We start from the raw sequence: 21713 nt of genomic DNA, 5'->3' as shown, positions 1-21713 counted from the left end.
TTATCGTAAATATTATTAACAGATCAGAGAAACTTTTTTACCAAAATTTGCGTCTAATAGTATGACCTAAATAAAATATCAAAAAAGGATTAGAAGGAGTTATGGAATGAAACTGAAGAAACGATCATTGCTAACCGTATTGGCTGTTGCCCAATTAGCGGCAGCTTATCCGGCGAGCGCGGATGCAAATACCGCAGACAAACCACAACAGTCAGTCACCCAAGAAGTGTACGAGCAAAACGCTGCGGCAACCAAAGCAGTAACATCCGGGGGTACAGACGCTGCTCAAGAGACAACCGATACAACAGAGACAGAGACAGAAGGGTCTCAAGAGCCGAATGAAGCAGGAACAACCGAAGTACCGGTTGAGGAAACCGGGGAAGTGCAAGATCCGGCAACAACTACGGAAGAGCAGGGCAACCAGAATAACCAGCAAACCGTGACGGGTAAAGAACTTATTCTATTTTTTAATAGTACAAAAATGGTACAAGACGGCGTTACCTACAATGCACCGCAACCGATGCAAGTCAAAAAGGGAGTATCCTATGTTCCCATTCGTGCCCTTGTGGACCGTGTAGGCTTCAAGGTCACTTACGATAAGAAGACCAAAGAAACCGTCATTACCAAAGGAACCAATGAGCTTCGCTTCAAAACAGACAGCAGCAAGTATACCGTGAATGGCGTAACGAAAGAGATGAAAGGCACCTCCTACCAGACAAAGAGTACCTTCATGGTTCCCCTGACAGCTATAACCCAAGCGCTCGACATTCAATATAAAGTGGATAATGTGGGTAAACGCGTCATCATGAATCTGGAAACCAAGCCCGTAGCCAAGTTTACGGTGGGACCTAAAGAGATTTATGCAGGACAAACTACAGTGACCTATACACCGCAGCTGGAGAATGTACAAGGTGAAATCATCGACGAACGCTGGGAAGGCAAACAGGATATTTTCGATGCACCAGGCCAATACATAGTCACTTACTCGGTTCAGGATTCTACAGGAGCGTGGAGCGAGCCATACAGCCAAACGATTACGGTCATTCAGCCGAATCTTCCGCCTGTTGCCATGTTCGAGACCGATAAGTCCGAGTATAAAATGGGTGAGTTGATTACTTATACGAACCAAAGTACAGATGATCAGGACAAGCCTGAGGATCTGACGTACAAATGGGAGAATAAACAATATGCTTTCTTCACACCGGGCGTTTATACGATCAAGTTAACGGCTACCGACAAGAAGGGACTTAGCTCCACCTACGAGACGACGATTAACGTGACAAACGAGACATTATATCAAGAAGAGGATTTCAATATGCTCTTTATCCCGGAAGGTGAGAAATTCACGTTCCTCGGCAATGTGACTTCGCGTCCGAAGATTAACTATGATTTTTACGACGAGCCAAGCACCTTGATTCGCAGTAACAGTCCGGAAACCGTCAACAGCGAAGGCATTGTGTACCAAGAGACGGCGGTTGGCGATATGCGCTTTATGATTCACCATGTAAACAATTTGAATAAAAATGTGAAAATGTACGTTATTGCAACGAACAAGAACAGCACCCCGGTAACGCTCAGACAAGATTACTTGGGATTTGCAGGTCCGTCGCCGATCGCAACGGCAGCAGGCAAGAAGTCTGTGCTGAACTACTTCCAATCCATGCAGGACGATTCGAAGCGAACTTCAGTAACGCTTGCACCAGGTGAACAAAAGCTGGTCATGACGGAACTGAGCGATGTTAGAATGAAGCAAGGACATGTCATTTCCCTTTACTCGGATATGTACAGCGACCTGCCGATTCAGTTCGATGTGGTGATGATTGATGAGAAATCCGATCCGTTGAAGGTTCTGAGCACACTGCCGATCCTGAATCGCGATGGTGTTCATAACCGTGGAACCTATCCGGATTCGACGCGGATCATCCGTTATTCCGAACTGGTGGGTGCCGAATCCGAGCGTCTCATACTTGGAGACAATCAGGATGACCCTAACTTGGAAGGGATGGACCCTATGGTTGGGGACATTACGCACAATACGGGTAACTTTGGTGTTCTGTATAAAATAACATTGGATCGCGTAGCACCGGATACCCTGATCTCGTTTAACCCGCGGGGCGGTAAGTACTCGGGATATGCTATGGTAAATGGAACAATTGTACCGATCTATTCCCTTGGACAGGTCGCTCCTGGCGAGCAAGCGGTCCTCTATCGTACAGGCGATTACGAACAAAAGGTTGAAATCATGCTGACGGCTGCGCCAGGAAGCAATTTGCCAGTCAACCTGCTGTTTACACAAATGCCTGAAGCAATTCATTAAGACCTGATTGCATATAGGCTTCACGACTTGAGCAGCTGCTTGAGGAGTGAAGCCTTTATTGTTGTTAGTCGATAGATGAACAGGAGTAAAGAGTGCGGTGGTATTGCATGGTTTGCGTTAAATCATGTTCCTCTGCTGGGCACTGTTTCTTCCTCTGTTGAGAGTCGGTTCACCTATCGCCTCATACGGGAAGCGGAATATGGTATTATTCATGCTCTTTACGTGGTGTATGATCAACACCCTTTAATAATTTGTCTTTCATCATTTGGACGATATGCAGTGGAATTCGATATTTCTCCGCAAGCTGTATGCTTGTGATGTCCGGATGCTCATCCAATTCTTTTTGAATCCAAGCACGGATATCATTTTTCCGCATAAAACACCTTCTCTCATCGATTATTCTTTTGAATCATTAAATCGTTATAGGTGTTATGCCAATCCCTGTATATCCCGTATTGGTTAAAGGCAATGAGGTAACCGTGTTGGATGATGTGTTAATGATTGAAATGTTGGGACTCAGTGTATTCGTTACATACGCTCTTGTACCATCTGGAGTAATTGCGATACCGTTCGGACTATCTCCAACCGTGATTGTGGGAGCAATAACCGTGTTGGCTGCAATATGAATGATGGATACGGTATCTGAGCCGGCATTGGTGACATATGCTCGAGATCCGTCAGGCATAATCGCGATTCCGGTAGGGTTATTTCCGACCGGGATGGTCGCAATGACCACGTTGGAGGCGGTATCGATGACGGAGACAGATGCGCTTGAAAAATTGGTAACGTACGCTCGCGTACTATCCGGCGTAATGGCGACCTCCTGAGGCAATAAGCCAACCGGTATTGGCAAGCCGAGCACCATGTTAGAAGCCGTATCGATAACGGAGACGGTTCCATCGGTTGAGTTAACGACATAGGCTCGCAGGCCGTTTGGCGTAATGGCGATTCCAGTAGGACCGTCCCCTACGGGTATCGGCGTTCCGATGACCGTATTTGTGACCGTATCAATGACGGAGACGGTGCTGTCAATAAAATTCGTGACGTATACCCGCGAACCATCCGGCGTGATGGCATTCCGATCTGCACCATCGCCAACCGGAATCGGCAAACCGATGATGGTGTTGGAGGCCGTATCAATCACCTGTACACTATCATCGCTAAAATTGGTAACATAGGCACGAGTGCCGTCGGGCGTGAACACAATATCGTTTGGACTATCTCCGACTGGGATGAAACCCATAATGGTATTTGTAGCCGTATTAATGACGGTGATGACATCATTGAAACCAAATATAGCGTAAGCGAAGGGTCCATGGTCCACGGAATTGATGGAGCATACCGGAATGATTCGCGTTCCGAAAACACCGGTAACAATAACCGTTCCTTCTCCGGTTCGCAAAATCCGGCCCTCGATACTATCGGCGAAGCCGGAAGTCGAAACCGAAATGTATTGATTGTCTAATTGCAGTAAAGTATCTCTCAATTCTTCAAAACAGGGATCCGTTGGGCTTTCACCTGCAGGACCTTGAGGGCCCTGAAGACCCTGAAGACCCTGAAGACCCTGAAGACCCTGAAGACCCTGTGGACCTTGAGGTCCTGGTACGCCCTGAGCGCCTTGTGGACCAGGGATTCCTTGCAGTCCTGGTGGTCCAGGTGGTCCAGGTGGTCCTGGAATACCCTGAGATTCTGTTAATCCTGAAGTACCCTGTGGGCCTTGTGTCCCTGCAGTTCCGTTTATGATCGTAGGTGGAGGACATTTTACCCGGATCACTTTCTTTTTGACAATAATACATCGACGTTTTTTCTTTTTTGGTTTACGTATGAGGATCATTTTTTTCTTCCGGCAGCGTTTGGCCTTCCTAGGTGGACATCCCATCCGCGAACACCTCCCCTTGAATTGGTATATCATACGTATCCTGTGCATGAGTTGAGTGCACAAGTACCCAGTGGGCGCATAGACAGACACCTATTTTTCAATGGGTGTATCATTTATAATAGGGAAGTGGGGCAGAATCGGATACATCAGAAGATCTAACAGAAATCTGCTAATACGGAAACTTGGAGTGATGGCGTGTGATTAGATCAGTGGATATTCCCTCCTGAAATAGAACGATTTTATTTTAGGAGGGCATAAACGATGAAATTTCATATTATAGATGTTGAACAGTGGACGAGAAAGCCTTATTACGAGCATTATCGATCGAATAAATGTACCTTTAGCATTACCGTGGATATCGACATTACTCGCTTGCTGTATTCGCTAAAAGCCTATGGATTCAAGCTTTATCCAGCTTTTATTTATATGGTTACCAGCGTTGTCAATAACCGGGTCGAATTCAAAACGTCCTATAGTCCCGAAGGGGAGTTGGGTTACTGGGATCGGATGACGCCGAGTTATACCTTTTTCCATAACGATGACCATACCTTCTCCTGCTTATGGACAGCATGTTCAAATGATTTTTATCGATTCCACGATCATTACGTGCAGGACATGGAGCGATATCGGGATGCAAAAGGGATTTTCGTTAAAGAGAACCCACCGCTGAACACGTTTCCCATATCCATGATACCCTGGGCAAGTTTTAGCGGATTTAATCTAAACATTGTCAATGAAACAGACTATCTTCTTCCCATCATAACCGGCGGAAAATATATCGAGCAGGGTGGCCGTATACTACTCCCGGTTTCATTGCAGGTGCACCATGCTGTGTGTGATGGTTACCATGCCAGCATGTTCTTTCAAGATTTGCAAAATTTGGCGGATTCATGTGAAGATTGGTTAACATAATTCATGAAAAAAACGACAAAGAAAGACGACTGCAATGCAGTCGTCTTTTCTGTTCGCCACTGGTATCGAAATCATAAAATATCCTCACATAATCTTCACAAGTTTTGGTTAATTACATACAACCTTGAAAAAAGGTAATCCTAGGATCGCTAAGACCGAAAGGAGAATGTATGATGTCCCATGAACAATTTCAACAATGTATCGAGGAATGCTTACGCTGTATGGTAGCCTGCAACCATTGTTACACCGCATGTTTGGATGAACATGATGTGGCGATGATGAAAGAATGCATTCGCTTGGATCGGCAGTGTGCGGATATTTGCGGATTTGCGGCCCAAGCGATGTCCACGAACAGTATGTATGCCAGCGAGATATGCAGCATCTGCGTCGATGTCTGTGAAGCATGCGGTAACGAGTGCAAGAAGCATGATATGAAGCACTGTCAGGAATGTGCTGAGGCATGCTTTCGATGTGCAAAAGCATGCCGGGAGATGGCTGCTTAAGCACGGCATCCATCGAACAGGTGGACGATGCGGGAAGAACCGCTATATGAGGGAGACGGCCTTTTTTTTTTTGGGCACATGTGGGCAGAAGAGGCTCCGATATATGGCCCCGTTAATATGCTGAAAATCGCCCGTTAAGGAGATCATGAGGACAGAGGATCCGTTAATTGCGGAAATCGGCGTATTATGAAGTTCGCACGGACAGAGGATCCGTTATTGCCACATAATCACGGATTATTCCGCTGAAAATCCCGCGATAGCGGATCTCTTGTCCGCTTATTGCTGCAAAAAGGGTGAAAACAAGGAAATAGCGGAACCAGTGTCCTCAAATATCGGAACTCGTAGGACTATAACTAACCTGGGTGGCGGTATTAAAATGAGGGATTCTGTAGACGACTAATCGCTGCTGAACAGAATAACAGAAATACGCCGAATCGGCCTTTTTTTGGCACATGTGGGCAGAAGAGGCTCCGATATATGACCCCGTTAATATGCTAAAATTCGTCCGTTATGGAGATCAAGAGCACAGAGGATCCGCTATGTTGTGGGAATCGGCCAATAATCGAATTCTTGCGGACAGAGGATCCGTTATTTTACTGGAATCGGCCTATTATGAAGTTCACACGGACAGAGGATCCGCTATTGCACCATAACCCCGCTGAAAATCCCACGATAGCGGATCTCTTGTCCGCTTATTGCTGCGAAATGGGTGAAAACAAGGAAATAGCGGAACCAGTATCCTCAAATATCGCAACTCGTAGGACTTTAACTAAGCTGGGTGGCGGTATCATAGTGAGGGATTCTGTAGACGACTAATCATTGCTGAACGGAATAACAGAAATACGCCGAATCGGCCTCTTTTTGGCACATGTGGGCAGAAGGAGCTCCGATATATGGCCCCGTTAATATGCTAAAATTCGTCCGTTATGGAGATCAAGAGCACCAGAGGATCCGCTATGTTGTGGGAATCGGCCAATTATCGAATTCTTGTGGACAGAGGATCCGTTATTTTACTGGAATCGGCCTACTATGAAGTTCACACGGACAGAGGATCCGCTATTGCACCATAATCACGGATTATTCCGCTGAAAATCCCGCGATAGCGGATCTCTTGTCCGCTTATTGCTGCGAAATGGGTGAAAACAAGGACATAGCGGAACCAGTGTCCTCAAATATCGCAACTCGCAGGACTTTAACTAAGCTGGGTGGCGGTATTAAAATGAGGGATTCTGTAGACGACTAATCATTGCTGAACGGAATAACAGAAATATGCCGAATCGGCCTTCTTTTGGCACATGTGGGCAGAAGAGGCTCCGATATATGGCCCCGTTAATATGCTAAAATTCGTCCGTTATGGAGATCAAGAGCACAGGATCCGCTATGTTGTGGGAATCGGCCGATTATCGAATTCTTGCGGACAGAGGATCCGTTATTTTACTGGAATCGGCCTATTATGAAGTTCACACGGACAGAGGATCCGTTATTGCCACATAGTCACGGATTATTCCGCTGAAAATCCCGCGATAGCGGATCTCTTGTCCGCTTATTGCTGCAAAAAGGATGAAAACAAGGACATAGCGGAACCAGTGTCCTCAATATCGCAACTCGATAGACATTAACGATGCCGGGGCATAAGGTAGCTGTTCTTATTACTGTGTCATTCTTACGATAAGGTATCTGTTATTTTTCTGATAAAGTATCTGTTCTTACGGGAGCGGCCGATTTCCCGCCGGTACCAAAAATCCCTCTCACCGGAAAATGAGAAGGATTGAAGAATAGCGTTCTATGAAGCTTTAGCCGATGTCAACGGCGTTATATCCAAATGCTCTTGATCCAGCTGATGGCAGCGGGACGTAACGGCAAATGCTCCGATAGCGAACAAAACTGCAGCCCAAGGCAGGTGTTCGAGTCCGACGTTATCCACGACTAGGCTGCCCAGTAGGGAACCAACGGCGATACCCAGATTGGATGCAACCGGCATGAGCGTGGAAGCGAAGTCCTTGGAGCCGGGTGAAGATTCATCCGCCAGGTCAATCAGGTATAACTGAACGGCGGTACTGAGCGCAAAGGAGAAGCAGGCGACCAGCATTAACGACACTAAGGCCATCCATGGGAGTGATAGGGTAAGGGCAAGAGCCATCATAATCATCGCTTGGATGGTGAATATGACTTTCAATTTTACCCTGGAATTGCCTTGCGCTACCTTGGCCCCGAGCCAATTGCTAAGAATTGTGAAAGCGCCGTAGGCCAGCAGGACGGTGCTGATCCATTGCTGCGGAATCCCCATCACATTCTCTAAGAGCGGCGTTATGTACGTGTATACGATAAATACGGAGCCTACGCCAAGGACCGGAATGAAGAAGGCAAGACGAATCCGCTTGTTCTTGAACAAGGCTAATTGCTGTTTCATGGAGCTTACGCTAATGGTATTGCTCTTGGGCATGACTGCCATCATCAAGACTAGCGGGAGGATCCCGACCAATGAAGTAACAATGAAAGCCGTTTGCCAGCCTGCCATCTGGCCGATCTGCGTTCCGACCGGAACGCCCAGGACATTGGCAATCGAGAAACCTCCGATGATCCAGGCAACCGCACCAGCCCTGCGGGAAGCGCTCATATGCTCGCTTGTAGCGGCAATGGCCAGCGATAAGGTTAAACCGCACAAAATCGCGGTGATGATGCGAATGAATAACATGACGGGGTACGTGGTGGCAAAGATGGTCAAATAATTAAACACTAACACCGCAATATACGCTGTCAGAATGGTAACATGCCGCGGAATGCGTCCGAGCAGCGTCACCGCAAACGGCGTTCCGAGGGCATAAGCAATGGCGAAGCTGGATACGAGGACACCGGCTCCAGCAAGCGATATGCTGAGACTTGCGCTAATGTCTTTTAATAATCCAACAATGACGTATTCGGTAGTACCCAATACAAAGGCGGCAAAAGTAAAGGCGATAATAAAGATGGTCTCTCGTGTTCTGGTCATGGTTGTCTCTTCTCCTGATTTCTCTTTTTGTATGCTTCGATCTTACGTTATGAAAGGCTTTTCAAGTCAAGCCTGAAATGAGGATTTCAAAGAGATGCTCCCCCAGCTTCATGCTATAATGTAGGGAAAAAAAGTGGAGTGGGTGGATATCTTGCCGAATCAAACTTCAAAACGCACATGGCGTGCGGACAAGCTATCGCAGATCGGTTCTTCCATATTTGCCGAGGTCAGCGAGTGGAAACAAGAGGCTCTTCAAGCGGGAAGACATATAATCGACTTGAGCATCGGCAGTCCTGACCGTGGTCCTTCTGCGGATATCCGTGAGGTGCTTAGCCAAGAAGCGTTGAAAGAAGATAACTATACATACCCAGGTACTAGAGGAATCGCGGAGTTTCGAGAACAGTCAGCGGCTTGGATGGAGCACCGTTTTGGTGTAAATGTTAACCCGGATACCGAAATACTGGCTTTGATGGGATCCCAGGACGGATTATCGCATCTGGCTCAGGCCATATGTAATCCGGGGGATGTGGCCATTGTGCCGAATCCGGGGTACCCGATCTATGCCGGAGCGCTTGCGATTGCAGGCGTGACGCCTTGGTATCTTCCGCTGAAGGAAGAGTTTGGATTTGTACCGGATCTGGACAGCATTCCGGAGGAGATTTGGGCGAAGGCGACCTTCATTCTGCTGAATTTTCCGGGAAATCCGATTGCGGTCCGGGCAGATGATGCTTTTTTTGAAAAATTGGTCGGCTTGGCGAAACAATGGGACGTGCTTATCGTCCATGACCTTGCATATTCCGAGATGGGGTTTGACGGCTACCGTCCCATGAGTATTCTGCAGGTTCCAGGCGCCATCGACATCGCGGTGGAATTTCACTCCTTCTCCAAGAGCTTTAACATGGCAGGCTGTCGCATCGGCTTTCTTGCCGGTCACGAAGAAGCAGTGGGCGCGCTGCGGGAGTACAAAAGCAACATCGATTTCGGCGTATTCAAGCCCGTACAGATTGCGGCTGTCCATGCACTCCGTCAAGCCATGGCATCTGGCGATGAGGAACAGGGTGTCGCTTCACTATATGAACGCCGGCGTGATGTCCTCGTGGCAGCGCTTGCCGAAGCGGGATGGGTTGTTCCTAAGCCGCTGGCCACGATGTTCCTATGGGCCCGGCTCCCTGAAGCTTTTCGTGATGTTCAATGGAGCTCGCGCCGTTTCGCCCGCGAATTACTGCTTGAAACCGGCGTAGCAGTTATTCCTGGAGATGCTTTCGGATCCGAGGGAGAGGGTTATGTGCGCATCGCGTTAGTCCAGGAAGAGGAGGCACTCCGCGAAGCAGCGCAGCGAATAGGGAAGTTTATAATGGCAAGAAATTAACGGTTAAAGATCGTAACATGAACAGCTTGGGCAAAGTGATACTGAATGTCTACTGAGGAACGGAGGAATTCGGATATATGGATGTCAAAGCCGGCGGGCAGTATGAATCAGATGCTATAATTAAATGGAGTTATTTGAATCATTTGCATATCCAACGCTAATAAAGGGTGAGCACATTGCGGAACTATGTCCCTATACAAGCACCAACGATAGAGAATCCACCTCCGGACTCTTCTTACACCTATCACGAACATTTGCCAAGCCCTCCATTAACTCTTTATGTGGCCTGTTATTGGACCTTGGATTATCAAGCTTCGTCACTTCAGCAGCCGCTTCATCGTATCCTTCCTGACGGTTGCGTGGATATCATATTTAATCTGAAGGCACCGGCAGCTTCAACCTCCGGCTTCATTACCGGTCTGATGTCATCTTACGAAGCCATGAGGCTCACACAGGATCAGTCACTGTTCGGCATCCGCTTTTTCGCGGAATCCGTCCGCCCCTTCATACATTATCCCGCTTCCGATTTCCGGGAGGGTCCTGTATTCTTGGAGGAAGCCTGGGGGCTGAATGTGAATCAGCTCAACGAGGAAATGGTCACGGCTCTGGATTCCGCACACCGAATGGATTTGGTTGAAAGGTTTTTAATGGGCGTCTTAGGACAGAATAACGTCCGTCCCGAGCCGCTGCTGGAGCACGGCATGCAGTATCTGTACGCCGCCAAAGGAAGAATAACGGTTCGTGCTTTGGCCGAAAAGCTTAATTATAGCGAGAGAAACATAAGAAGGATATTTCAGAAGGAATTGGGCGTCAGTCCGAAGGTCATGGCAGAGATCATTCGTTTTCAATATTTGCTGCAGGAATTGCATCAGGCCAGGCTAACGCGGTTTCCCGACATCGCTGCCCAATACGGATACTATGATCAGCCTCATTTTATTAACAGCTTTAGGCGTTTATATGGCATGTCACCAAAACAGGCTTTAAGTGATCGATCATGGAATTCTTGATGTCTAAGCGCAAGTTGTCCGTTTTTTACAATCTTTTAATAGCGTAATCGACGAAAATAGTAACGGGTAACAAAGATGATGCATAGGAGGTATTACCATAATGAGAGCGCGTATATCCGTACTTACAATCGGCGTCGATGACCTGGAGCGGTCATTGAAGTTTTACCGTGATGGACTCGGCCTCCCGACCGAAGGGATCATGGGGACGGAATTTGAGCACGGGGCTGTAGCATTCTTTGACTTGCAAGCAGGCGTGAAACTGGCGATCTGGAATCGCAAAGATCTGTCAGTTGAGGCAAATGTTCCTCTGTCCCCTCCGAGTTCCTCGGAGTTTACCATCGGTCACAACGTCGGCAGCAAGGAGGAAGTGGATGAGGTGATGGAGCAAGCCAGAAGGGCGGGTGCAACGGTTACCGTTCCGGCACAAGACACATTCTGGGGAGGATACTCCGGCCACTTTCTCGATCCGGATGGTCACTTGTGGGAGATTTGCTGGAATCCTGCCTGGGAGCTTGATCTTTCGAAACGAATGTGATAAATTAATCAACGATTGTTGTGCAACTGAATAAAATATTTGAATGTATAACCTCATTAATATGGTCTGAGGGTCTCTACCAGGAACCGTAAAATCCTGATTACAGAAAATGTTTCTCATTTTTTGTAATCAGGATTTTTTGTTGTTTATAGGCAAATATGACATCGAAGAAAGGGGATTCCATTCCAGATGAATCTGAAAGTATTAATTCTAGCGATATCGACGATATCCGTCGGGCTGGTTGAACTTATTGTTGGCGGAATACTCCCGCTCATCGCGGACGACTTGCATATTTCACTCGGTACGGCTGGTCAGCTGATTACTGTGTTCGCCCTGGTCTATGCGGTAGCTGGACCGGTTCTCCTTGCACTGACGGCAAGAGTGGAGCGGAAACGACTCTATATGATTTCCTTATTCGTTTTCTTCATTGGTAACTTACTTGCATATCTAAGTCCAAGTTTTATGTTGTTAATGGCTGCCAGAATATTAACCGCCATGAGTACAGCGCTGATTATCGTGTTATCGTTGACCATTACCGCCAAGGTGGTTGAGCCTGCGCATCGGGCGAAAGCATTAGGCGTTATTTATATGGGGATCAGCTCGTCATTGGTGCTTGGCGTGCCGCTCGGCATTTTGATCAGTGAAGCTTTTGGATGGAGGGTATTATTCCTCGGTATCGGCATTCTGTCAATTGGCTCCATGATCTTGATCTATATGTTCCTGGATCGAATCAAGCCTGAAAATGTCACGCCGTTATCCGTCCAGATCAAGGCGCTGGGCAAATCGAAAATCGCCGGAGCGCATCTCGCCACCTTGTTCATGCTTGCAGGGCACTACACGATTTATGCATACTTCACGCCGTTTCTTGAATCCGAGCTTGGGCTGAGTCCATACTGGATCAGCATTTGCTACTTCCTGTTCGGACTATCCGCAGTCGGCGGCGGAGCGTTTGGAGGCGCGCTCGCCGACCGACTGGGGTCGAATAAAAGCATCGTCATCATCATTACGTCATTCATGTTGGTTCTGTTTCTACTTCCGTTCTCTACATTCTCGATCGGCGTATTTTTAGTCGTGATGATGATGTGGGGAGCATTAAGCTGGAGTCTGGCTCCTCCGCTGCAGAATTACTTGATTCAAGTGGATCCAAGCTCGTCTGATATTCAGCAAAGTTTTAACAATTCGGCGCTGCAAATCGGAATCGCGCTGGGATCCGCTATCGGCGGCCTCGTGTTAGAGCAGGGAGGTACCGTAGCCAGTACGTCTTGGGTAGGCGGAGGAATTGTCATGGTGGCGCTAGTCTGCGCCGTTTATTCCTTAACGAGACCTGCGCTTGAATTAAAGACAAGCAAATAGTCCATGACTGCTTATCCAAAAGGCAGCTGCGATCACGCAGCTGCCTTTTTTTCTCCGCTAGGAGAGCGCGGTATTCTTACGGAATTTGACATCGGATCGAAATAACCTTAAAATGAAATTGTTTCATATGAATAAATATTTTAGTGACTCATCGAATTATCTCCTATTTTATCGGTTAATTTTTCTTTCTATAGAAACAATATACTAATGCGAAGGAGCGTGATATGGCTGAACAACTGAAACCACCATTTCTTTCCGGGGTGTAATTTCTTTAATATGCTCATATTGTTTCTCGCGAAACTAATTTTGGTTATAATGAAAAAAAACAATGAGTCGAGGAGCTTGCATAATCATGAGTACGAGCAAAATAAAAAACGCTATCCATGAAAATTTCATTCAATTTCTGCAGCAAAAAGAACAATATGAGAACCGGTTAAGCAGCGCTTTTATCGAAGAACTCCGGAAAATAATAGAGATAGACTCCACCCTAAACATAACGGAACTACATACCATCGCATGTATTGGTGAGCAAGAACCGATTAATGTCACTTCCATTGCCGAAACGATGAGCCTGAGCAAAGGGAACACCTCCAAGATAACCAATAAATTATTGAAGGCGGGTTGGGTTCGCAGGGCCCAGCTCAATGATAACAAAAAAGAAGTGTACTTCCGGCTTACAACGGCTGGGAAAAAGCTTTTTGCCATACATGCTGAGCTCCATATCAAGGAGCAGCAGAGGATGAACGAGTTTTTGGATAGGTATAGCGAATCCGAGCTTGACCTTATGAAGCGATTATTTGGAGATTTGGCTGACTTTTATCAATAAGAATATGTTCGCCGATGTGATACTTGAAGATCTTAAAGGGTTATTCAAGCGAGCAATGGCTGGGGGTTGAATACATGAATTTCGTGAAGACGATCAGAGAACGAAGAAGCATTCGCAAGTTTAACTCCATTCCCGTGGAGCAGGAGCTGGTGATCGAATTACTCTACGCTGCGCGGCAGCTTTATCCGTCCAGAGAGGAAGTGGCGTTCCGAAGCATGTATGCGGGGACGGATGATTCGAAAGAACGTTTGGCTGTCAGTATGCTGGAACCGCTCGTGAAGAACAGACTGGTCAAATGGCTGCCGGAAAAGGTTCGGGATTTCGTTCGGAAGAGGGTCACCGATATACCTGGCCATCTCATCATCCTTGCCTCTACGGATGCGGACAGAAGGAAAAGTGATATGAATTATGCGGCGGTCTGCGGGATCATGCAAAATTTTCAGCTTCTTGCCTGGCAACGTGGGCTCGGTACGCTGTGGGATACTGAACCGATGATGCAGAGCAACGAATTATTCGAGCTGTTGAAGCTGCAGCCCAATGAGAGGCTGGTTGGTATTTTTCATCTGGGATACTTCGATAAGGCTCCAAGAGCCAGAGCACGAACACAAGCAGAAAAGAAATGGACGATTTTATCGAGTGGAGGAGGGTCCTTTTGATGAGCTATATCGATAGACCCGTTTCCGAAAATCATATACTGGAACTATTAAATGTTGCGGTATGGGCTCCTAATGACGGAATGCGGGAACCTTGGCGGTTTATATTTATCGGCTCAAGCAATACAGACTTGCTATCTGAATTGCAGGATCAGGCACCGGCTTATCTGATATTGGTCATTAAGGAAGATCATGATCCTCATAAAAGAGAAGAAGATTACGCAGCAGCAAGCTGCCTCATGCAGAATTTCCGTCTGCTCGCTCAGGATCGTATGCTCCATGTGCGAATGACGATGAATGACTGGATTTATGATAGAGCTTGCACCCTTCGTTTTGGTGTTCATGATGACGAGCGGATCGTTGCTGTGCTGGAATTGGGATATCATGAACGATCCATGGAGTTTGAGAAGGCAGAGAACACACCCAGCCTTACTTTTGAGTTGTTGTAAAAGGTTGCCATGCAGCCTACGATATTGATCACATTATATACTCACAAGAGTCGCCGAATAGGCGGCTTTTTTGATGTAAACTCATGTTTGGAGGCAGTTAAGGTCGTCATTGATCTAATTATCTGGAAGGGTGGGGGGCTCATAAATGGAAACAAATAGGCAGGAAAATACCTGTTGTTTGTTGAATATATTCCGAATACATACTGCAATCGCAGGAGGAGAGCAACATGAAGTCGATCACCGTTCAAAGTCTTACGGAAATTTTTCATTTGGAAGTACTTGCAGGAGCCAATCGCATGGATCGTATGATTTCCCGTCCACAAACGCACCGACCGGGGCTGGAGTTTGTCGGGTATTTCGATTTTTTTCCTATGGAGCGAGTGCAGGTGCTTGGTCGCAAAGAAATCAACTATTTATTGACGCTTACCATAGAAGAACGCAAGTTACATATCGGGAATATCGTCAAATATCATCCGCCGTGCTTTATTGTCACGTCAGGACAGCAGGAGATTCCATATCTGACCCTTTTCTGTAATCAAGAAGGCATACCGTTATTGCGGACGACAGAGACAACAACGGAATTTATCGCCAAGTTGGACAGCTATTTGGTGAAGACACTGGCACCGGAGATGTCGATCCATGCAGTATGTGTGAATGTATCGGGCATAGGAATCCTGCTTCGGGGTAAATCCGGGATTGGCAAAAGCGAGACAGCCCACACCTTGATCAGACGAGGCCACCGGTTTGTGGCAGACGATATCGTGGTGCTTAAAAAGCTGGGTCCTTCGACTCTTCTCGGCACACACAATGAGACAACCCGCGAGTTTCTGGCGCTGCGAAGCATCGGTCTGATCAATGTCGTTCGTCAATACGGACGCACGGCGTTTCAGGACGAGACGCGAATTGTGCTCGATATTGAGCTGTCGCCTTGGCGGGAAAATTCCCTGAACAACGAGCTGGAGGCGGTGCCTCAGTTTACCGAGTATTTAGGCATTCAAATTCCGCATATCGAGGTTCAGCTTCAGCCGGGACGGGACGTCGCCAGTCTCATCGAGGCGGCGGCCAACAATTGGTATCTTAAACAACTTGGATACAGCGCGGCTGAAGACTTTATGAAACGGATCGAAAACGAAATGCAGTCGTAAGGAGGCCCTAGGCAAAGAACTGAAAACTTTCTATCCCGTATTTTGTCGTGAATGATGCTCGAGTTGCAAATATGGTCCGATGATCCCTTCCGCGTTCTACTCCGTTGTCATCAGCATATATTTTCTGAGAATAACGCTATTGGGAGGGGCAAGATCAATGAGTGATCCCTTGTATGAGCACCGGTTTTGGCTACAGATTCTTGGCGACCACTGTCGTTTTATTTTTACTGCGCTTTCACCCAAGGAAAAAGGGGATATCGCCACAGCCGAGTCCTTAATGGCTACATTTGATATGCTGCTTGGGGAGGCGCGAAGACCCGATGCATCCACATTCATCGCAAAACTGACGAATGATGCCTATAATGCCACGTATGAACTGCGCGAATTCAAGCTGAATTTGCTGGAACGACAGCTTGCAGGCAAAATTGATTTGCTCCTGACGCCTTCCTTTGTCAACCATATGGTCAATGAATTGGAGGAATACCTTCGGATCTTACAGGCGTTACAAGAAGGTAAGGGCGTACCTCTGTTCCACCCCTTGCACTATGATATGGTTTGGCTGCAGGATGCATTTGGTCATGCAGCAAGCCTTGCGGCCGATCTGGATTTTGCTGAAAAGCCGTTAATTGCAAAAAGTTTGGCGTTCCAGAAAGATTTTGAAGGCTTTTATTTAAAAGCAGTAGAAATGACGGGTTATTTAAGGACCCATTTAAAGGATTTTCCTGCCCTGCGCAAATTTCACGCTGATATTGATCTGGAAATGAGAGTGTTCATGCACTTTCTGGCAGAACTCGAAGAATTTGAACTCCGCGGGGAGGTGCTGGACCGGATTAATCCGCTGATGCCGGATCATATGTATCGAGAAGAGTGCTACTATTTGTCCAAGTTGGCCGCTTTGGGTGAAGTACAGAACCCGAACTGCGATCCGACAAAGCCGAGAGTCACAGGTTGAAGAATCGTGCCGCATGCCAAACATCTGAACGGAAGCATGTCTTGCGATGCAAGCGATCAATAAGAAGGTGGATGTGCATCAGGAACTGACCAAGGTAGTCTCGGAATAAGCAAAGTATTTACGAAGTCGTCATATTGGCGGCTTTTTTGTTATAACCAATAATGGGCTGGGAGTTTGCAGCCATTGCCGCTTGACTAACCAGTGGAAAGCAGTTAGCCGCCGGACAGGATTGCGTGGTAATATGAAGTAAAATGCAGCGTAGGAGAACGGTTATGAAGGATCGGATAAAAAAATGGGCTGGGATGTTAAAAAGAAAGGTCTTTTTACATTATTATGCCTACAAGGATAATCGGACTCCTTGGTACGCCAAAATATTCGCCATATGTGTTGTAGCTTATGCCTTCAGTCCCATTGATTTGATTCCGGATTTTATACCTGTACTAGGCTATCTGGACGATGTGATATTAGTCCCCCTTGGAATTGCGATCACATTGAAAATGATACCTAGCGCCGTGGTCCAAGAGCATGAACTGCAAGCCGACGAACGGATGAAGCGCGGTAAACCCAAAAATTGGTTTGCAGGAAGTATAATTATTGCTATATGGTTAGCAGCTTTGCTATGGGTTTCACTTTTTGCGTATCGATATGTGTTGAACGAATAGGATCGATAGCTTCAATGTATCATGGAGCGTTTGCTAGCAACAGAACGATAGGAGCCGCAAAATTCCGGCTCTTTTTTCACTTTCTTGGGTGATCCCATCAACAATTTCTTCAACAGGGACATTAGGAATTTAATAAAAGGAAATGAATGAATTCGGACGAATACATTCAATAGAACATCTCGTTTTTGGGAAACTGCCATGACTTATTAGTCAGTGGGTGCCGTCCCCGATAAAGTAGAGTTGACCAAATGTTCAAGAAACCGCGGGGTGTAGTTGGAGGGGGGAAACTGATGAATTTGAGTCAAAACCAAGGAAAGCCGAATGTGTTGCTCATTACAGTCGATCAGATGCGTTTTGATTGTCTCAGCATAGCGGGTCATCCCGTCGTCGAGACGCCCAATCTGGACGAGCTTGCGAGGACAGGTGTACGGTTTAGCCGTGCGTATTCTGCCACACCGACTTGCGTACCTGCAAGGGCAGCCATATTCACCGGGCAATCACAGCGGGCTCATGGCCGTGTCGGCTATCAGGACTGCGTGCCATGGGATTATAAGAGAACGCTGCCGGGGGAATTGGCCGATGCCGGTTATCACACACAGTGTATCGGTAAAATGCATGTCTATCCGGCACGGAATCTGATGGGGTTCCACAACGTCATGCTTCACGACGGTTACCTGCATCACAACCGCAATAACCACAGCATTCCGATGCAGGAGCATTACGATCAAGTCGACGATTACTTGCCATGGCTTCATGAGCGGGTGCCCGGCTCGGATATGATCGATCTCGGTCTGGATTGCAATGCATCGACCGTCGCCCGTCCTTGGCATTTGGCGGAAATGCTGCATCCGACAAATTGGGTAGTCACGCAGTCTATTGATTTTCTACGTCGCCGGGATCCCGGGAAGCCATTCTTCCTGTGGATGTCATTCGTCAGGCCCCATCCACCGTTCGACCCTCCACAGGCGTATCTGGATCTATATGAGGATGCTGATATTCCGGAGCCGCCGATTGGCGATTGGGCGCAGACGGAAGATCCGGATTTGGCCGGATACTCCCCTATAACGGGGCGGGGGCTGGTCCCGAAACGCCGCCTGCGTAAAGCGATGGCTGCCTATTACGCTCTGATCACGCATATCGATCACCAAATTGGCCGCTTCTTGCAATCGTTGAATGAATATGGCGAGCTACAGAACACCGTGATCCTGTTTACATCGGACCATGGCGAGCTGCTTGGAGACCATCATTTATTCCGGAAGTCTCTTCCGTATGAAGGAAGCACCCACGTGCCGTTTATCGTCAATGATCCGGGCAACCGATTAGGCTTGCAGCGGGGAATGGTGTCGGATCAAGTGGTGGAGATGCGGGACATCATGCCTTCGCTGCTGGAGGCGGCCGGCGTGCCTATACCGGATACAGTCGAAGGAGAAAGCATCTGGAGACTTGCCTCAGCAGAAGAGAAAGAAGGGCATAGCGCTTCGTCTTGGCGCCACCATCTTCATGGCGAGCATGCACAAGGAATGCAGTCCAATCACTGGGTGACCGATGGGAAGGAGAAGTTCATCTGGTTCTCCCAAACCGGCGAGGAGCAATTCTTTGACCTGGTTCATGACCCGCAAGAGCTGCACAATGCGATTGCGGATGAAGAACGTCAGGAACGTATCCGACATTGGCGCTCCGTTCTCATACAGGAGCTTGATGGTCGTGAGGAAGGTTATACGGATGGGCAACAGCTGATTACAGGCCGGAAACCATCCGCAATATTATCCCATATCAAAATATAGCTGCATTTTTGATTGTGCTATATTCGAGCCCATAAAACACGCAACAGGTTGAATCATACCACCAAATAGAGGTGGATTCGGCACCATTCTGTTACAATGAAGTTAAAACCTTTTAGAAACGAAGTTGAATATGAAAATTGAACTAGGACAACAACAAATAGAATGTCATGTAGAATATGGCCCACGCAAGAAGATCTCGATCCATATCGATCCTTCAGGGCTGGTTACGGTGAAGGCACCGAATCATACAGCTGATGATGTGGTGCTGAACGCCGTGAAGCAGTATGGGGATAAGATTATGAATCAACTGCAATCGATTGAGGCAGCTCGAAATGCTCCGAAGGTTAGAGCATACGAAGAAAGTGGCAAGTTCCTTCATCTTGGCCGATATTATTCGCTTGATGAGTTAATCGAGACGCATAATCGTACGGAAGAAGCGCTCCAACATGAACTGAAGAAGTTCTACTTTGCCAGCTGCAAGAAGGTAATCGGGGAACGAATTAAGATCTATCAAAAGCAGCTGAAAGTCACGCCTAAATCCTTCACCATTGAGGAGTCGCAAACGAAGTGGGGCAGCTGCAGCTCGACGAAGCATCTCACCTTCAATTACCGGCTCGCGATGGCGCCCCTTGAGGTCATTGACTATGTGGTCATACATGAGCTCTGCCATCTCATTCACATGAATCATGATCGCTCCTTCTGGCGGCTCGTTGGCAGCGTGATGAAGGATTACAAAGCGAAGGAAGCGTTCCTCGCGAAGTACGGACACGCCATGACATTATAAATAAAAACATATGCATGCTTAAGCCGCCAATTTGGCGGCTTTTTTTCTTGCCCCATATCGAAGCGCGGTCTATCCATTGCGTCCAAGACAATGTAATATCTAATTAGATACCCATTTAATTTAAACATTATCAAATTGATGGACGTATGAAAGGAATGATGATGGTGAGCACAGAGTTTTACTTAGTTCGACATGCTGAAAAAGAGAAGCGTGTTGGAGATGTTTCCATTTCAACCGAAGGGCTAAAGCAGGCTCATATGATGGCCCTTCATTTTAGTAAAATGTCCATAGATAGAATGATTAGCAGCCCGCTGAATCGAGCAAAGCAGACCGCTCAAATTGTTGCAAAAGCCGTTAATATAACCGTATCAGAGGACATTCGGTTACGGGAACGTGCGAACTGGGGAGACTCGCCTGGTCAAACCTTTCAGGAGTTTGTTGAGATGTGGAATCGCTGCAATAAGGAACGAGACTATGTGCCTCCTGTGGGAGACTCCGCTAGGAGAGCCGGTGAGCGGTTGTCTTCCTGCTTACTGGAGCTGTCAGATCAGCATCCACACGAAAGCATGGTTATTGTGACACATGGTGGTTTAATCACAGACTTTATGGTAAACGAATTTACCGAGGAAGAGTTGAACGGTACACACCCGAATTTTATACTGGCACAAAGCGATCTGGCCCCAGAATGTTCTGTAACGCATATCAGGTGTTGTGATGGGCGTTTTACATTAGTCGATTTTGCCAGCATAACTCACTTACTTCATTAAACTAAAGGGGTAGAAATGCCGAATCTGCATACAAAAATGAAGGAGGGAGAGAGGTCCTATACTATAAGAGGAAAGGAAAGAAAGTGACGTTTATGATATCTTCACAGCTTCAACACATTTATTATGTATGATAGTGGAAGTTCATTATTGACCTAAATATGAGTAGGAACATGCCAGCTATGAAGGTTCTTTAATTCATATCGGACAAGGGTTGTCCAAACATGCATGAGGGTCTGGAAAGGAGGTGAACATCATGAACTCCAAGTTCATCGCGATAGTAGGTGCTGCTGTTTTGACACTTGGCATCGGAACTGCTGTCTATGCTTCGGAGGTGGCTCCAAGTACCTTTAAAGACATGATTCCTTTCATGAAAGAAATGCATCCCAATCTCAGCGATTCCGATTTAGAGCAAATGTACAACAATTGTCACGGAAACTCGATCCCTCAAGGGATGATGCAACATAACTCGAATATGCCAGCAGTAAATTCAGGATCCATTTATAATTGATTTAAACCAGCCCCAAAAGACTGTCTATGCACAGTCTTTTTTTTGTTTAGATCATTTTTCTTTTGTCTTCACTTAAATAAACCGGGTAATTGACAGATTTGATATTGATATTGATATTGTTATTTAGTACAAAACCGTGTCATTCTCGGATGGCTTATTGGGGGACTACCAAGTATCGACTCTATAAAGAAAACGGGCTGCTCCCAAAATACAGGTGCAAAAGTTCTAAAACTAAGATAATCTGAATTTTAGATAATGATATCCTTCATTTTATAAAACGATGTCACACATCTGCTGGTTCTCCACTGATTATGAATTT

General features: G+C 46.8%; 21 protein-coding genes and 1 riboswitch. Of the genes, 18 read left to right on the top strand and 3 right to left on the bottom strand.

Annotated features, from left to right (window positions below; genetic code table 11):
- Window positions 1–106 precede the first annotated feature (106 nt).
- A complete protein-coding gene (locus tag OHJ21_RS10585; RefSeq protein WP_394055290.1) occupies window positions 107–2317 on the top strand; it encodes a stalk domain-containing protein in 2211 nt (736 codons plus the stop codon).
- Between the two features lie 205 nt (window positions 2318–2522).
- Here OHJ21_RS10585 and OHJ21_RS10580 read toward each other — a convergent pair whose 3' ends face one another.
- Window positions 2523–2693: a hypothetical protein gene (locus OHJ21_RS10580; RefSeq protein WP_165789656.1), complete on the bottom strand. Its 171-nt coding sequence runs from the start codon at window positions 2691–2693 to the stop codon at window positions 2523–2525.
- A 36-nt stretch (window positions 2694–2729) separates the two neighbouring features.
- The gene (locus OHJ21_RS10575; RefSeq protein ID WP_326113332.1) at window positions 2730–3803 is read right to left on the bottom strand and encodes a YncE family protein; all 1074 of its coding nucleotides are present in this window, start codon (window positions 3801–3803) and stop codon (window positions 2730–2732) included.
- 20 nt (window positions 3804–3823) lie between these two features.
- Here OHJ21_RS10575 and OHJ21_RS10570 point away from each other — a divergent pair, with 20 nt between their 5' ends.
- From OHJ21_RS10570 to OHJ21_RS10560, 3 genes are all read left to right on the top strand, one after another.
- Window positions 3824–4060, top strand: coding sequence for a hypothetical protein (locus tag OHJ21_RS10570; RefSeq protein WP_486020021.1), 237 nt, complete (start codon window positions 3824–3826; stop codon window positions 4058–4060).
- A gap of 397 nt (window positions 4061–4457) precedes the next feature.
- The gene (gene catA, locus OHJ21_RS10565) at window positions 4458–5108 is read left to right on the top strand and encodes a type A chloramphenicol O-acetyltransferase (protein ID WP_394055294.1); all 651 of its coding nucleotides are present in this window, start codon (window positions 4458–4460) and stop codon (window positions 5106–5108) included.
- Between the two features lie 173 nt (window positions 5109–5281).
- Entirely contained in the window at window positions 5282–5611 is a 330-nt protein-coding gene (locus tag OHJ21_RS10560) for a four-helix bundle copper-binding protein (protein ID WP_394055296.1), read from the top strand.
- A 1783-nt stretch (window positions 5612–7394) separates the two neighbouring features.
- On the opposite strand, the gene OHJ21_RS10555 is transcribed toward OHJ21_RS10560, so the two are convergent.
- Entirely contained in the window at window positions 7395–8600 is a 1206-nt protein-coding gene (locus OHJ21_RS10555) for an MFS transporter (protein WP_486020020.1), read from the bottom strand.
- A 133-nt stretch (window positions 8601–8733) separates the two neighbouring features.
- Here OHJ21_RS10555 and OHJ21_RS10550 point away from each other — a divergent pair, with 133 nt between their 5' ends.
- The 14 genes from OHJ21_RS10550 to OHJ21_RS10485 all read left to right on the top strand — a co-directional run bounded on the left by OHJ21_RS10550 (window position 8734) and on the right by OHJ21_RS10485 (window position 21394).
- A complete protein-coding gene (locus tag OHJ21_RS10550; protein ID WP_326113336.1) occupies window positions 8734–9969 on the top strand; it encodes an aminotransferase class I/II-fold pyridoxal phosphate-dependent enzyme in 1236 nt (411 codons plus the stop codon).
- Between the two features lie 167 nt (window positions 9970–10136).
- The gene (locus OHJ21_RS10545) at window positions 10137–10976 is read left to right on the top strand and encodes a DUF6597 domain-containing transcriptional factor (protein ID WP_486020019.1); all 840 of its coding nucleotides are present in this window, start codon (window positions 10137–10139) and stop codon (window positions 10974–10976) included.
- A gap of 100 nt (window positions 10977–11076) precedes the next feature.
- The gene (locus tag OHJ21_RS10540) at window positions 11077–11511 is read left to right on the top strand and encodes a VOC family protein (RefSeq protein ID WP_486020017.1); all 435 of its coding nucleotides are present in this window, start codon (window positions 11077–11079) and stop codon (window positions 11509–11511) included.
- A 23-nt stretch (window positions 11512–11534) separates the two neighbouring features.
- A riboswitch (purine riboswitch) is annotated at window positions 11535–11634 on the top strand.
- Between the two features lie 66 nt (window positions 11635–11700).
- Window positions 11701–12864 carry an MFS transporter gene (locus tag OHJ21_RS10535; RefSeq protein ID WP_486020016.1) on the top strand — a complete coding sequence of 388 codons (1164 nt, stop codon included), beginning with the start codon at window positions 11701–11703 and terminating at the stop codon, window positions 12862–12864.
- Between the two features lie 352 nt (window positions 12865–13216).
- A complete protein-coding gene (locus tag OHJ21_RS10530) occupies window positions 13217–13690 on the top strand; it encodes a MarR family transcriptional regulator (protein ID WP_100537589.1) in 474 nt (157 codons plus the stop codon).
- A 74-nt stretch (window positions 13691–13764) separates the two neighbouring features.
- On the top strand, window positions 13765–14346 hold the full coding sequence (locus OHJ21_RS10525; RefSeq protein WP_486020015.1) for a nitroreductase family protein: 582 nt from the start codon (window positions 13765–13767) through the stop codon (window positions 14344–14346).
- Window positions 14346–14792 carry a nitroreductase family protein gene (locus tag OHJ21_RS10520; RefSeq protein WP_486020014.1) on the top strand — a complete coding sequence of 149 codons (447 nt, stop codon included), beginning with the start codon at window positions 14346–14348 and terminating at the stop codon, window positions 14790–14792. The genes OHJ21_RS10525 and OHJ21_RS10520 overlap by 1 nt, the downstream gene beginning before the upstream one ends.
- Before the next feature lie 227 nt (window positions 14793–15019).
- On the top strand, window positions 15020–15937 hold the full coding sequence (gene hprK / locus OHJ21_RS10515) for an HPr(Ser) kinase/phosphatase (RefSeq protein ID WP_100537588.1): 918 nt from the start codon (window positions 15020–15022) through the stop codon (window positions 15935–15937).
- A gap of 157 nt (window positions 15938–16094) precedes the next feature.
- Window positions 16095–16889 (top strand): DUF2935 domain-containing protein, encoded by a 795-nt coding sequence (locus tag OHJ21_RS10510; protein WP_100537587.1) that lies wholly within the window; start codon window positions 16095–16097, stop codon window positions 16887–16889.
- A gap of 272 nt (window positions 16890–17161) precedes the next feature.
- Entirely contained in the window at window positions 17162–17551 is a 390-nt protein-coding gene (locus OHJ21_RS10505; RefSeq protein ID WP_486020013.1) for a YkvA family protein, read from the top strand.
- A 290-nt stretch (window positions 17552–17841) separates the two neighbouring features.
- A complete protein-coding gene (locus OHJ21_RS10500; RefSeq protein ID WP_486020012.1) occupies window positions 17842–19335 on the top strand; it encodes an arylsulfatase in 1494 nt (497 codons plus the stop codon).
- 130 nt (window positions 19336–19465) lie between these two features.
- Window positions 19466–20119, top strand: coding sequence for a M48 family metallopeptidase (locus OHJ21_RS10495; RefSeq protein ID WP_394055307.1), 654 nt, complete (start codon window positions 19466–19468; stop codon window positions 20117–20119).
- Between the two features lie 146 nt (window positions 20120–20265).
- Window positions 20266–20886, top strand: a complete 621-nt coding sequence (locus tag OHJ21_RS10490) for a histidine phosphatase family protein (RefSeq protein WP_394055309.1) — start codon at window positions 20266–20268, stop codon at window positions 20884–20886.
- Window positions 20887–21139: 253 nt separating this feature from the next.
- The gene (locus OHJ21_RS10485) at window positions 21140–21394 is read left to right on the top strand and encodes a CUE domain-containing protein (protein WP_326113343.1); all 255 of its coding nucleotides are present in this window, start codon (window positions 21140–21142) and stop codon (window positions 21392–21394) included.
- Window positions 21395–21713: the final 319 nt, after the last annotated feature.

It is taken from the genome of Virgibacillus sp. LDC1, assembly GCF_025792345.1.
Lineage (GTDB): Bacteria > Bacillota > Bacilli > Paenibacillales > Paenibacillaceae > Paenibacillus_AQ > Paenibacillus_AQ lautus.
The sequence above is the reverse complement of the archived record's forward strand: the minus strand, read 5'-3'. Positions and strand labels throughout refer to the sequence as shown.